The 13659-nt window shown below is 49.1% G+C and carries 13 protein-coding genes; 7 read left to right on the top strand and 6 right to left on the bottom strand.

Annotated elements, in window-relative coordinates; all coding sequences use genetic code 11:
* The first annotated feature begins 8 nt into the window (after positions 1–8).
* From srfAC to CXL14_RS01595, 3 genes are all read left to right on the top strand, one after another.
* Positions 9–3845: a surfactin non-ribosomal peptide synthetase SrfAC gene (srfAC, locus tag CXL14_RS01605; protein ID WP_094296371.1), complete on the top strand. Its 3837-nt coding sequence runs from the start codon at positions 9–11 to the stop codon at positions 3843–3845.
* Between the two features lie 19 nt (positions 3846–3864).
* Positions 3865–4596, top strand: a complete 732-nt coding sequence (gene srfAD / locus CXL14_RS01600) for a surfactin biosynthesis thioesterase SrfAD (protein ID WP_014416878.1) — start codon at positions 3865–3867, stop codon at positions 4594–4596.
* Between the two features lie 121 nt (positions 4597–4717).
* Positions 4718–6028 carry an aminotransferase class I/II-fold pyridoxal phosphate-dependent enzyme gene (locus CXL14_RS01595; RefSeq protein ID WP_014416879.1) on the top strand — a complete coding sequence of 437 codons (1311 nt, stop codon included), beginning with the start codon at positions 4718–4720 and terminating at the stop codon, positions 6026–6028.
* Between the two features lie 35 nt (positions 6029–6063).
* On the opposite strand, the gene CXL14_RS01590 is transcribed toward CXL14_RS01595, so the two are convergent.
* From CXL14_RS01590 to CXL14_RS01565, 6 genes are all read right to left on the bottom strand, one after another.
* Positions 6064–6738, bottom strand: coding sequence for a 4'-phosphopantetheinyl transferase family protein (locus tag CXL14_RS01590; protein WP_014416880.1), 675 nt, complete (start codon positions 6736–6738; stop codon positions 6064–6066).
* Positions 6739–6836: 98 nt separating this feature from the next.
* Complete coding sequence (locus tag CXL14_RS01585) at positions 6837–7466, bottom strand: YczE/YyaS/YitT family protein (RefSeq protein ID WP_017419384.1); 630 nt, start codon at positions 7464–7466, stop codon at positions 6837–6839.
* Positions 7467–7565: 99 nt separating this feature from the next.
* Positions 7566–8309 (bottom strand): cystine ABC transporter ATP-binding protein TcyC, encoded by a 744-nt coding sequence (gene tcyC, locus CXL14_RS01580; RefSeq protein WP_014416882.1) that lies wholly within the window; start codon positions 8307–8309, stop codon positions 7566–7568.
* Positions 8310–8321: 12 nt separating this feature from the next.
* Positions 8322–9026: an amino acid ABC transporter permease gene (locus tag CXL14_RS01575; protein ID WP_003156375.1), complete on the bottom strand. Its 705-nt coding sequence runs from the start codon at positions 9024–9026 to the stop codon at positions 8322–8324.
* Positions 9013–9810 (bottom strand): cystine ABC transporter substrate-binding lipoprotein TcyA, encoded by a 798-nt coding sequence (gene tcyA, locus CXL14_RS01570; protein ID WP_014416883.1) that lies wholly within the window; start codon positions 9808–9810, stop codon positions 9013–9015. Before tcyA ends, CXL14_RS01575 begins: the two co-directional genes overlap by 14 nt.
* A gap of 129 nt (positions 9811–9939) precedes the next feature.
* On the bottom strand, positions 9940–10812 hold the full coding sequence (locus CXL14_RS01565) for a LysR family transcriptional regulator (RefSeq protein ID WP_014416884.1): 873 nt from the start codon (positions 10810–10812) through the stop codon (positions 9940–9942).
* A gap of 91 nt (positions 10813–10903) precedes the next feature.
* Between CXL14_RS01565 and CXL14_RS01560 the strand changes: the two genes are divergently transcribed.
* From CXL14_RS01560 to CXL14_RS01545, 4 genes are read left to right on the top strand one after another with little or no spacing between them, the layout of a single operon-like run.
* The gene (locus tag CXL14_RS01560) at positions 10904–11518 is read left to right on the top strand and encodes a non-oxidative hydroxyarylic acid decarboxylases subunit B (protein WP_088005476.1); all 615 of its coding nucleotides are present in this window, start codon (positions 10904–10906) and stop codon (positions 11516–11518) included.
* A 2-nt stretch (positions 11519–11520) separates the two neighbouring features.
* Positions 11521–12942: a phenolic acid decarboxylase BsdC gene (gene bsdC / locus CXL14_RS01555; RefSeq protein WP_003156369.1), complete on the top strand. Its 1422-nt coding sequence runs from the start codon at positions 11521–11523 to the stop codon at positions 12940–12942.
* Between the two features lie 17 nt (positions 12943–12959).
* Positions 12960–13187: a non-oxidative hydroxyarylic acid decarboxylases subunit D gene (locus CXL14_RS01550; protein WP_007410250.1), complete on the top strand. Its 228-nt coding sequence runs from the start codon at positions 12960–12962 to the stop codon at positions 13185–13187.
* The gene (locus tag CXL14_RS01545) at positions 13187–13648 is read left to right on the top strand and encodes a hypothetical protein (RefSeq protein ID WP_014416886.1); all 462 of its coding nucleotides are present in this window, start codon (positions 13187–13189) and stop codon (positions 13646–13648) included. The genes CXL14_RS01550 and CXL14_RS01545 overlap by 1 nt, the downstream gene beginning before the upstream one ends.
* The last annotated feature ends 11 nt before the right edge of the window (positions 13649–13659 follow it).

The following is a 13659-nucleotide window of genomic DNA, read 5'->3' as shown; positions in this document are numbered from 1 at the left end:
CGGAGCAGATGAGCCAATTCAGCAAAGATCAGGTTCAGGACATGTATTATTTGTCGCCGATGCAGGAGGGAATGCTGTTTCATACTCTCCTGAATCCCGGCCAAAGCTTTTACATCGAACAAATGACAATGAAAGTAAAAGGCAGCTTGAATATCAAATGCCTTGAAGAAAGCATGAATGTGATCATGGACCGGTACGATGTATTTCGTACCGTGTTCATTCACGAAAAAGTAAAAAGGCCGGTCCAAGTCGTATTGAAAAAACGGCAGTTTCAGATCGAAGAAATCGATCTGACACATGTAACGGACAGCGAGCAAACAGCCAAAATCAATGAATACAAAGAACAGGATAAGATCAAGGGCTTTGATTTGACGCGGGATATTCCGATGCGGGCAGCCATTTTCAAAAAATCGGAAGAAAGCTTTGAATGGGTGTGGAGCTACCACCACATCATTTTGGACGGCTGGTGCTTCGGCATCGTCGTGCAGGATCTGTTTAAGGTATACAATGCCCTGCGCGAACAAAAGCCGTACAGCCTGCCGCCGGTCAAACCGTATAAAGACTATATCAAGTGGCTTGAAAAGCAGGATAAACAAGCATCACTGCATTACTGGCGCGAGTACTTAGAAGATTTTGAAGGACAAACGACATTTGCGGAGCAAAGAAAGAAACAAAAGGACGGCTATGAGCCGAAAGAGCTGCTCTTCTCACTGCCGGAGGAGGAAACAAAAGCATTTACCGAGCTTGCAAAATCGCAGCATACCACTTTGAGTACGGCGCTGCAGGCGGTTTGGAGTGTATTAATCAGCCGCTACCAGCAGTCCGGCGATTTGATCTTCGGCACAGTCGTTTCCGGGCGCCCCGCAGAAATCAAAGGCGTTGAACATATGGTCGGGCTGTTTATCAATGCTGTTCCGAGGCGGGTGAAGCTGTCTGGGGATACCACATTTAACGGCTTGCTCAAGCAGCTGCAGGAGCAATCGCTGCAGTCTGAGCCGCATCAATATGTGCCGCTCTATGACATCCAAAGCCAGGCCGATCAGCCAAAGCTGATTGACCACATCATTGTGTTTGAAAATTATCCGCTTCAGGATGCAAAAAATGAAGAGAACAGTGAAAACGGCTTTGATATGGAGGATGTACACGTTTTTGAGAAATCGAATTATGATCTCAACCTGATGGCTTCTCCAGGTGATGAGATGCTGATTAAGCTTGCCTATAACGGGAATGTGTTTGATGAGGCGTTTATCCTGCGCTTAAAATCTCAGCTTCTCACAGCGATTCAGCAGCTCATCCAGAAGCCGGATCAGCCTGTCAATACGATCAGACTTGTTGATGAAAAGGAAAGAGAGCTTCTGCTTACCGGCTTAAACCCGCCGGCTCAGACTCATCAGGCGAAGCCTCTGACGGATTGGTTCAAGGAAGCGGTGAATGTAAATCCTGATGCGCCGGCGCTTACGTATTCCGGCCAGACTCTTTCCTATCGTGAATTAGATGAGGAAGCGAACCGTCTTGCGCGCCGTTTGCAAAAGCAAGGTGCGGGCAAAGGCTCCGTTGTCGCGTTGTACACGAAGCGCTCGCTTGAGCTGGTGATCGGCATTCTCGGTGTATTAAAAGCAGGAGCGGCTTATCTGCCGGTTGATCCGAAGCTGCCGGAGGACCGAATCTCGTACATGCTGGCTGACAGTGCGGCAGCCTGTCTGCTGACACATCAGGAGATGAAAGAAAAAGCGGCTCAGCTGCCGTATACAGGAACAACACTTATCATCGATGATCGGGCACGGTTTGAGGAACAGGCAAGCGATCCTGCAGCCGCAGTTGATCCCGATGATCCTGCGTATATTATGTATACGTCCGGCACAACCGGAAAGCCGAAGGGCAATATCACCACTCATGCCAATATTCAAGGATTGGTCAAGCATGTAGATTACATGGCATTTTCTGAACAAGATACGTTCTTATCTGTTTCCAATTACGCCTTTGACGCATTTACCTTTGATTTCTACGCATCAATACTGAATGCGGCACGGCTCATTATCGCAGATGAACATACACTGCTTGATACAGAACGGCTCACTGATCTGATCCGGCAGGAGAATGTCAATGTCATGTTTGCGACAACCGCACTTTTTAATCTTCTCACCGATGCGGGAGAGGAGTGGCTGAAGGGGCTTCGCTGTGTGTTATTCGGGGGTGAGCGCGCGTCAGTGCCTCACGTCAGAAAGGCGCTTGAGATCATGGGGCCTGGCAAGCTGATTAATTGCTACGGGCCGACCGAGGGAACGGTGTTTGCGACAGCTCACGTCGTGCATGATATCCCGGATTCCATTTCCTCATTGCCGATCGGAAAGCCGATCAGCAATGCCAGTGTTTATATTCTGAACGGGCAAAATCAGCTTCAGCCGTTCGGAGCTGTCGGTGAACTGTGCATCAGCGGAATGGGTGTATCAAAAGGGTATCTGAACCGTCATGACCTGACGAAGCAAACGTTTATCCCAAATCCGTTCAAGCCGGGAGAAACGCTTTACCGCACAGGGGATTTAGCACGCTGGCTGCCGGATGGAACAATTGAATACGCCGGGCGTATTGACGACCAGGTCAAAATACGCGGACACCGGATTGAGCTTGAAGAAATCGAAAAGCAGCTGCAGGAATACCCGGGTGTGAAAGATGCGGTCGTTGTTGCAGACCGCCATGAGTCCGGAGATGCATCAATCAATGCCTACCTCGTGAACCGGACGCCGCTTTCAGCTGATGACGTAAAGAGGCACTTGAAAAAACAGCTTCCTGCTTACATGGTGCCGCAAACCTTTACTTTCTTAGAGGAGCTTCCGTTAACGACAAACGGGAAGGTCAATAAACGGCAGCTGCCGAAACCGGATCAGGCTCAGCCGGCGAAAGAATGGATCGGGCCTCGAAACGCGACGGAAGAAACAATTGCGCACATCTGGTCCGACATCCTCGGCAGACAGCAGATCGGGATTCATGATGATTTCTTCGCGCTCGGAGGCCATTCCTTAAAAGCGATGACGGCAGCGTCACGCATTAAAAAAGAGCTCGGTGCGGACATTCCGGTGCAGCTGTTATTCGAAGCGACGACAATCGCAGACATTGCCGGTTATCTGCTTCACGGTGAAGAAAAAGGAATGAAAGATCTCACCATCATGAATAAAAATCAGTCTGACACACTGTTTGCGTTCCCGCCGGTTCTCGGTTACGGGCTGATGTACCAGCCGCTGGCAAAACAGCTGTCCGGCTATAAAATCTGTGCGTTTGATTTTATCGAGGAAGACAACCGCATCGAACGCTACACAGAGCTGATCAATCAGCTCCAGCCGGAAGGACCGGTCAAGCTGTTCGGATACTCGGCAGGCTGCACGCTCGCCTTTGAAACGGCCAAACAGCTTGAAGCCGAAGGACGTAAAGTGGAGCGGCTGATCATGGTCGATTCCTATAAAAAACAAGGCGTCAGCGACTTAGAAGGCCGCACCGTAGAAAGTGATGTCCAGGCGCTGATGAAGGTAAACCGGGACAATGAAGCGCTGAATAACGAAGCCGTCAAAGAAGGTCTCGCCAAAAAAACAAACGCGTTTTATTCTTATTTCGTGCATACCGTCAGTACCGGCACGGTTAATGCGGATATAGATCTATTAACGTCAGAACCGGACTTTGCGATGCCGCCGTGGCTCGCTGCGTGGGAGGAAGCCACGACAGGTGAATGCCGTGTGAAAAAAGGCTGCGGCACGCACGCAGAAATGCTTCAGGGAGAATGTCTCGAAAGGAATGCGGCATATTTGCTCGAATTCCTAAGGAAGGAACATCCGAAGCTGACAACTTCACGATAGAAAAGGAGGAAGCCCGCCAATGGTCCAGCTCTTTAAATCGTTCGATACCACGGAAAAAACGCAGCTTATCTGTTTTCCGTTCGCAGGAGGCTATTCCGCATCATTCCGCCCGCTCCACACCTATCTTCAAGGTGAGTGTGAGATGCTTGCCGCGGAACCGCCGGGACACGGAACAAATCAAATGTCCCCCGTTGAGGATTTTGAACAGCTTGTCAGTTTATACAAGCAGGAGTTGAATCTCCATCCTGACCGCCCGTTTGTGCTGTTCGGCCACAGTATGGGAGGCATGGTCGCTTTCAGGCTGGCGCAAAAGCTGGAGCGGGAGGGCATTTACCCGCAGGCCGTGATCATCTCAGCCATTCAGCCGCCGCATGTGGAAAGGAAAAAAGTGTCTCATCTTGATGATGAAAAATTTCTCGCCCATATTATCGAGCTTGGCGGAATGCCGCAGGAGTTAGTGGAGAATAAGGAGGTCATGTCATTTTTCCTGCCTTCTTTCAGATCCGACTACCGCGCGCTTGAAAGCTTCCGTCCGTCTGATTCTCACATCATTCAATCACCCGTCCATATTTTTAACGGGCGGAAGGATAAAAAATGTATCAAAGATGCGGACGGATGGAAAAAATGGGCCGGCAATCCCGTATTTCATGAGTTTTCGGACGGCCACATGTTCATATTAAGTGAAACTGAAAAAGTGGCGGAACGAATATATGAGATTATTAACAGGAGCACTGCAGGCCAATTGTTATAGGATATGACAGACAGCATTCGCTGTCTGTTTTTTGTAACAAAATCCGCCCGTGAGTTTTCTCATTTATCAAAAATTTTATGTTATGATTTGATGGAATATAATTTTGAAGGGATTGTCGTACATGAATGATGCAGCAAAAGAGCTGAACAGAACATTATCTGAAGAAAACCCGTACGTGCTTCATATGCTTTCTGATTTGGGCAGAGAGTTGTTTTATCCGAAAGGGGTGCTGACACAATCGGCGGAAGCGAAAGCCAAGGCCGGAAAGTATAATGCCACGATCGGGATTGCCACCTCACAAGGCGAGTCCATGCATTTTTCCCATATTCAAGAGACACTGTCCGCCTATAACCCCGATGATATCTACGATTATGCTCCGCCGCAGGGAAAAGAGCCGCTCAGACAGGAATGGCTGAAAAAAATGCGTCTCGAAAATCCTTCATTAGCCGGCAAAGACATCAGCACGCCGATCGTGACAAACGCTTTAACACACGGACTGAGCATTGCTGCCGACTTGTTCGTCAATGAAGGGGATGCGCTGCTTCTGCCTGATAAATATTGGGGAAATTACAATTTCATTTTCGGTGTCCGGCGCAAGGCATCCATTGAGACGTACCCGCTTTTTCAGCAGGATGGGCGTTTTAATGCGGCGGGGCTGTCCGAGCTGCTGAAAAAGCAGGAAGAAAAGGCGATTGTCGTGCTGAATTTCCCGAATAATCCGACAGGCTACACGCCGGGAGAAGAGGAAGCGGCAGAAATCGTCAGCGTGATCTTGGAGGCGGCAGAAGCCGGCAAAGAGATTGTCGTGCTCGTAGACGATGCGTATTACAATCTGTTTTACGATGAAACGGCCATTCAGGAATCCATCTTCAGCAAACTCGCCCAAGTGCACGACCGGGTGCTTTGCGTGAAAATAGACGGCGCGACGAAGGAAAATTACGCATGGGGCTTCCGCGTCGGTTTTATTACGTACAGCACAAAAAGCGAAAAAGCGCTGCGCGTGCTCGAGGAAAAAACGAAAGGGATTATCAGGGGAACGATTTCAAGCGCCCCGCACCCGTCCCAAACATTCATGCTTCGGGCGATGCAGTCACCGGAATACGAGAAAGAAAAATCGCTGAAATATAACATCATGAAAAAACGGGCTGACAAAGTGAAAGCCGTTCTTGCAGAAAACAAGCATTATGAAGACGTATGGACGCCTTATCCGTTTAACTCGGGTTATTTCATGTGTGTCCGGCTGAAAGACATAAACGCCGGCGAATTGAGAGTGTCGTTGCTTGAAAAGAGAGGAATCGGAACGATATCCATTAATGAAACCGATTTGCGAATCGCATTTTCATGTGTTGAAGAAGAACACATCGCGGATCTGTTCGAAGAAATTTATCAAGAAGCAAAGCAGCTGCAGAAACAGGCGGAAATATCAGGCTGACAAAAAAGGAGGGGGCCACCCTCCTTTTTCTATGCTTACAGCAGCTCTTCATACGTTTTCATCTCAATCCCGTCACAAAAATCGGGATGCGCCGCACAAACGGCCAGCTTATACTCCTCGTCCGCATCATATGTGCGGATGAAACAAGGTTCATGTCCGTCCGGGAGCTCAATGGACACATGGCCGTCGTCTTTAAGGCGGACGCTGAATGAATCAAGCGGCAGGGAAAGCCCTTTTCCGGCCTGTTTGATAAAGCTTTCTTTCATCGACCACAGGTGGTAAAAATAATCGGTCTGCTGATCGGGGTGTTTCGCTTGCAGATCACTGTATTCCGTCGGCGAAAAAAAACGTTTGGCGATATCAATTGTGCCGGGCTTCATTTTTTCAATATCAATGCCGATCGGTTTTGAATCAACGGCACACACGATCCAGCGCCCGGAATGGGAAATGTTAAAGTGCATGTCCGGAAGCGCGGGGATGTACGGCTTTCCGTATTCCTGGACGCTGAATGAAATCCCGGCCGGATCAAGTCCGTAAGCCTTCGCCGCAGCGGTGCGGATCAGCATGTCGCCGATCAAGGTGCGGTGAGCATCCTCCTTATGGTAAAAGCGCCGGCATTTTTCCCGCTTTTCGGCGGACACGGCCGCCATCATCCGATCCTCTTCCTCTGCAGAAAGCGGGCGGTCCATATATACTCCGTAAATCTTCATGTCCAGATCCTCCGTCTGAAAATATTGTCAAAACCATCCTATCATATCAGACGAAAGCTGTCCGAAAATAAAAAAACAAAACCGTTTCGGCTTTGTTTTTAATGAACGGACGTTGCCCGCCCGGAGATCGCGTATGTTAACAGTTTAGAGGACTGCGGCAAAGAAAAACGCAGAATCAGCCCCGTCAAAACAGCCGTAATAATGGTTCCGGCGCCGATCGGCCCGCCCATCATCCAGGCTGCGGCAAGAATCGTCAGCTCAATGCCGTTCCGCACCCATTGCACGTTCCAGCCCGTTTTTTCAGATATCAGCATCATCAGAGAGTCCCGGGGGCCCGCGCCGAGCCCTGCTGATACGTAAATACCGACGCCGCAGCCGATTAGCAGCAATCCGATCGAAAAAAACACGGCCGCTAAGGAAAAAGCGTGCGCCTCAGGAAGCAGAAACGAAAAGAAATCAATAAACATTCCCATCAGCACCATATTTAAGATAGCGCCGATTTTCGGGAGCGTCCTCGTGAACAGGCAGGTTAAAGCCACGATGACCGCGCCGACCACGATGGACCATTGTCCGACAGAAAGCCCGAAATGCTGAAAAAGCCCATAATGAAAGGCATCCCAAGGGCTGATGCCGAGAGCTTTTCCTTTAATGGTTAACGATACCCCGAAAGACAAAATCAACAGACCGGCAAAATAAAACGTCCAGCGCATCACGAATTCCCGCTTCAAAGAGGTCCCTTCTTTCATAAAATTTCATTAATTGTCATTGTAGCATAACCGCCAAAAAAAAGAAGAAGCGAAATCAGTGTTTCGCTTCTTCTCCCGCTCCTACAAAGGATTCAGTATACGATTTAAAAACCGCTGCGTGCGTTCTTCTTTCGGCGCGGAAAAAATGTGGGACGGCGGTCCTTGTTCCACAATGACGCCGCCGTCAATGAAAATGACTTCATCGGCCACTTCCTGCGCGAATTTGATTTCATGGGTGACGACGACCATCGTCCAGCCTTCGTTTGCCAAATCCTTAATCACTTTGAGCACCTCGCCGACCAGCTCCGGATCAAGCGCTGACGTCGGTTCGTCAAACAGCATCAGCTCGGGCTGAATCGCAAGCGCGCGGGCGATGCCGACACGCTGCTGCTGACCGCCGGAAAGCTGGAACGGATATAAATCCATTTTGTCTTTCAGTCCGACTTTTTCCAGAAGCTCCATCGCTTCTTTTCTGACTTGCTCCTTGTCGCGCTTTTGCACTTGAACGGGTCCTTCCATGACGTTTTCAAGCGCCGTGCGGTGAGGAAACAGATGATACGCCTGAAAGACCATGCCTGATTTGCGGCGGAGGCGAAGAATATCAGCCTGCTTCACTTTTTTGGAGAAATCTATTGCAAAATCTGAGAATGCCAGCTCGCCGCGATTGGGGATCTCAAGCGCGTTCAGACAGCGCAGAAGCGTCGTTTTTCCTGAACCGGACGGCCCCAGAATGGCGATGACTTTCCCTTTTTCTATCTCCATATCTATCTTTTTTAAAATTTCATTCTGTCCGAATGATTTATTTAATCCTTTGACGGAAAGCATATCGAAACCTCCTTATTTGGCCACATAACGGTCGAGACGCCGTTCGATCACATGCTGTACGATTGACAGCAAGAAGCAGATGATCCAATAAATAAAGGCGGCTTCAATATAGATGACCAAGATTTGATCAAGGTTTTGCGCGCCGATTTCCTGCGCTTTTCTGAACAGCTCCGCGACGAGAATCTGTGACGCGAGAGATGTATCCTTGATCAGGCTGATAAATGTATTTGATAATGGCGGAATGGACACGCGAAACGCCTGCGGCAGGATCACGCGGAACAATGTCTTGCGATAGGTCATGCCGATCGTATAACCGGCTTCCCATTGCCCTTTCGGCACGGATGAAATAGATGCCCGGATGATTTCAGAAGCGTAGGCGCCCACGTTTAATGAAAACGCGATGACTGCGCTTGGGAAAGGGTCCAGCGTAATATTAAATGTCGGGAACAGATAAAAAATGATGAACAATTGAACGAGAAGAGGAGTGCCGCGCACCGCTGATACGTATACGCTGAACACCCATCTCAATGGTTTCATATTTGACATTCTGGCGAGCGCCGTAATCAGCGCGATGATCATTCCGAAAATAAAGGAAAGAATGGTAAGGGGGATCGAGTAATAGATTCCCCCGGAAAGAATCGGCCAGAATGACTGCTGCACCAAATCCCATGGAATGGCTGTTGCAATCACGGGTTCCGGCATGTTACTTAGAAACATCTTCGCCGAACCATTTTTTCGCTATTTTAGAAAGAGTCCCGTCCTCTTTCATTTCTTTTAACGCTTTGTTGACGTGAGTCACAAGTTCGCCGCTTCCTTTTCGGAATGCGAAATACGTCTGCTGCGGCTGGCCTGCTTCAAACGCGATTTTCACGTTTTTATTGCCGGACGTTTTTAAGTAGTTCAGTACGGCAAGCTTATCGTTGTAAGTCAGATCAGCGCGGCCCTGCTGAATGAGCTGAAGGGATTGAGCCATGCCTTCAACGCCTTCAATTTTCGCGCCGGCTTCTTTCGCTAATTTATTGTAATTGCTTGTTAATGACTGAGCCGCTGTTTTTCCTTTGACATCAGCCTCTTTCGCAATCGTGCTGTCTTTTTTCGTCACGACGACTGCATTTGACGTTGTGTATTTATCAGAAAAATCATATTGGTTTTCACGGCCTGTTTTGCCGACTTGGTTGGCGACGACGTCAAACCGTTTCGCGTTTAATCCGGCAAACATGCTGTCCCATTGCGTTTCTTTGAAGTCAGCTTTCAGACCGAGGCGTTTCGCGACTTCTTGAATCACTTCAACATCATATCCGGTCAGTTTGTCACTCTTTTTATCATGGAAGGTAAACGGTTCGTACGTTCCTTCTGTGCCGACGGTCAGTACGCCTTTTTTCTTGACAGAAGCCCAAAGATCGCCGTCTTTTGACTTAGATCCGCTGTCCTGTGAGTTTCCGCAGGCTGCAAGCACCGCGATGCTGACCATCATGAACAAAGCGAATAATGCTTTTTTCATCTTCTTTATTCCCCACTTTTCTGAGTAGTTTTATTGAGAAAAAATAGCTCCCAATTGTAAAGGATAACTTTTTTTTAGTATGAGTCAAGTAATTGGTTTTCATAAGCGGGAATTCTTCGTGTTCTGAGATCAAAATAATTCCAAAAACTGTCTGACAGGCTTCGGCAGGTAGCTGTCTTTCCTCCAGATGACGGCCGGTGTCATGACAAACGGGTTGTCTTCGATGATAACCGTTTTGACATGCGAGCGCATATGGACGGGAATCATCGTCAAAGGCAGAATCGTGGCGCCGAACCCTGACGATACGAGGCTCAAAAGCGTCGCGGAGTCATGACATTCACAGACAACCTGAAGGTCGAGACCGTACTGTTCACAAACTTGGAGGACTTGGTCATACACACCTCTTCCATTGACGGTACGCAAAAGGATCAGAGGCAAAGAGGCGATGTCATTCAGTTTAATCGTTTCACCGCACAGTCGTTTTGAATGCTCGGACAGCACCAATACACACGGAATGTCTTCAAGCTCCTTCGATTCAATGCCGTCGTTTTTAATCAAGGTGGTGGTCACGGCGGCGTCAATCTGCCGGGTTTCCAGAAGCTCGAGCAGTGAGACGGGTTCATCTTCCCAAATGTTAAAGGTGAGATGCGGAAACCGCTCTTTCATCTGTGACACTTTCTCAAGCATGAACGCTGCGCAGTAAATGGTTGACCCGACGGCAAGTGTGCCGGCCACTTCTTCCTTCAGCTCTTGTACCTCGATTATGGCATCCTCAAACTTATGAAGAATCTCTTTCGCTCTTTTCAAAAAGACATTTCCTTCATATGTAAGGGTCATTTGTTTCTTTTTATGGCGGTCAAACAGAATGACGCCCAATTCTTCTTCGAGCTGTTTCAGCTGTCTGCTTAAAGGCGGCTGTGCCATATGAAGCTTTTTGGCGGCCGTCGTGATTTTCTGCTCTTGGGCAATGGTGATGAAATAACGCAATTGCCGGATATCCATGAGAACGCGCTCCTTTCTTTTATACCTTTAAGGTATGATACATAGATTTAACGAATATTTTTCATATGGATATATCAGGAGTATGATGGTTTTGACACCACATTTCAAGCGTAAAGGAGGGGTCAATATGAAGCTCGTCATCGGAATGACCGGGGCAACGGGAGCCATATTCGGGATCAGGCTTTTAGAATATTTAAAAGCCGCGGAGATCGAAACCCATCTTGTCGTGTCTCCTTGGGCAAATGTCACCATTACACATGAAACCGATTATACGTTAAAAGATGTCGAGAAACTCGCATCCTATACGTATTCTCACAAAGACCAGGCAGCGGCGATTTCAAGCGGCTCGTTTGAAACGGACGGGATGATCATCGCTCCGTGCAGCATGAAATCACTGGCAAGCATCCGCACCGGAATGGCTGACAATCTGCTGACCAGAGCGGCTGACGTCATTCTGAAGGAGCGGAAAAAACTTGTACTGCTGACAAGAGAAACGCCGCTCAGCCAAATCCATTTAGAAAATATGCTAGCGCTTACAAAAATGGGTTCCGTCATTCTTCCGCCGATGCCGGCATTTTATAACAAGCCGGCTGACATGGATGAATTGATCGACCATATTGTGTTCCGGACGCTCGATCAGTTCGGCATCCGTCTGCCGGAAGCGAAACGGTGGTACGGAATTGAAAAACAAAAAGGAGGAATCTGATAATGGCCTATCAGGATTTTAGGGAATTTCTCGCCGCTCTTGAAAAAGAAGGGCAGCTCTTAACAGTCAACGAAGAGGTAAAACCGGAGCCGGATCTGGGCGCCGCCGCGCGTGCAGCCAGCAATCTCGGGGATAAAACCCCTGCGCTTTTGTTTAACAATATTTACGGACATCACGATGCGCAGGTGGCTCTGAATGTCATCGGCTCGTGGCCGAATCACGCGATGATGCTCGGCATGCCGAAAGATACGCCTGTAAAAGAACAATTCTTTGAGTTTGCCAAACGGTACGATGCATTTCCGGTGCCGGTCAAACGGGAAGAAACCGCGCCGTTTCATGAAAATGAAATAACGGAAGATATCAATCTATTTGACATCCTTCCGCTATTCAGAATCAACCAGGGGGACGGCGGCTACTATTTGGATAAAGCGTGTGTCATTTCCCGCGATCTTGAAGATCCGGACAATTTCGGCAAGCAGAATGTCGGTATTTACAGAATGCAGGTAAAGGGAAAAGACCGCCTCGGCATTCAGCCCGTGCCTCAGCATGATATTGCGATTCATCTTCGCCAAGCTGAAGAACGCGGCGTGAATCTTCCCGTTACGATCGCGCTCGGCTGTGAGCCGGTGATTACGACAGCTGCATCAACTCCGCTGTTATACGATCAATCCGAGTATGAAATGGCCGGCGCAATTCAAGGGGAGCCCTACAGAATCGTCAAATCTAAATTGTCTGATTTAGACATCCCTTGGGGCGCTGAAGTCGTTCTGGAAGGAGAGATCCTTGCGGGAGAACGGGAATACGAAGGACCTTTCGGTGAGTTCACGGGCCATTATTCCGGCGGCCGCAGCATGCCGGTGATCAAAATCAAACGGGTATATCATAGAAACAATCCGATTTTTGAACATTTATACTTAGGCATGCCGTGGACGGAGTGCGATTATATGATCGGCATTAATACGTGCGTGCCGCTTTACCAGCAGCTCAAGGAAGCTTATCCGAACGAAATTGTCGCCGTGAACGCGATGTATACGCACGGGCTGATCGCCATTATTTCCACGAAAACGCGCTACGGCGGCTTTGCCAAGGCGGTCGGCATGCGCGCCCTGACCACGCCGCACGGACTCGGCTACTGCAAAATGGTCATTGTCGTGGATGAGGATGTCGATCCGTTTAACCTCCCGCAAGTCATGTGGGCGCTCTCAACGAAAATGCATCCGAAACACGATGCAGTCATCATTCCTGACCTGTCCGTCCTTCCGCTTGACCCGGGGTCTGATCCGGCAGGGATGACACACAAAATGATTCTTGACGCGACAACGCCTGTCGCGCCGGAAACAAGAGGCCATTATTCTCAGCCGCTTGATTCTCCGCTGACAACGAAAGAGTGGGAACAAAAACTGATGGACTTGATGAATCAATAAGAAAGGATGAGATTGCAATGAAAACATGCCCGCGCTGTGAATCGAAAAAAGGAGAAACCGTCAGCCAATCGCCGGTCAAAGGCGCTTGGGAAATATACCAATGCCAAACCTGCTTTTTCACATGGAGATCCTGTGAACCGGAAAGCATCACGAATCCGGCGGCATTCAACCCGGCATTTAAAATCGATCCGAAAGAAACAGAGACGGCCGCACATGTTCCCGCTGTTCCGGAAAGAAAAGCGTAATGCTGCCGGAGCAGCTGCCGGAGGCGCTTTACACGCTTTTAGACGGGACGGAGCTTGAAAAAAAGCAGCACGACGCGTTTGTGCTCCAATCTGTGACGAAAGAAGGCCGTCCGCACGCGGCCATGATCAGTGCCGGTGAAATCGTGGCCGTGAGCAGAACGAATCTCCGGCTCGCCTTATGGAAAAACACGACGACCGTAAGCAGCCTGCTGCATTCGGGACAAGCGCTTTTCATCGCCTGGAACGGAGGAGCCGCATATTATGTCACATTGGAATGTGAGGCGCTTCCGCCGCTGAAAGAGGCGAAACACGAGCGGGAACGGTTCAGCTGCCGCGTGATCACCGTCAAGGAAGATCGGGCGAAATACGCGGATCTGATATCCGGACCGGCCATCCAGCTCCACGAACCGGAAGATGTCTTGAAGAGATGGAGAGAAGCACTTGAGGAGTTAAAACGATAGACGCATAAAAA

This window comes from Bacillus sp. SJ-10 (genome assembly GCF_002843505.1).
In the GTDB taxonomy this organism is placed as follows: Bacteria; Bacillota; Bacilli; order Bacillales; family Bacillaceae; genus Bacillus; species Bacillus velezensis.
The sequence above is the reverse complement of the archived record's forward strand: the minus strand, read 5'-3'. Positions and strand labels throughout refer to the sequence as shown.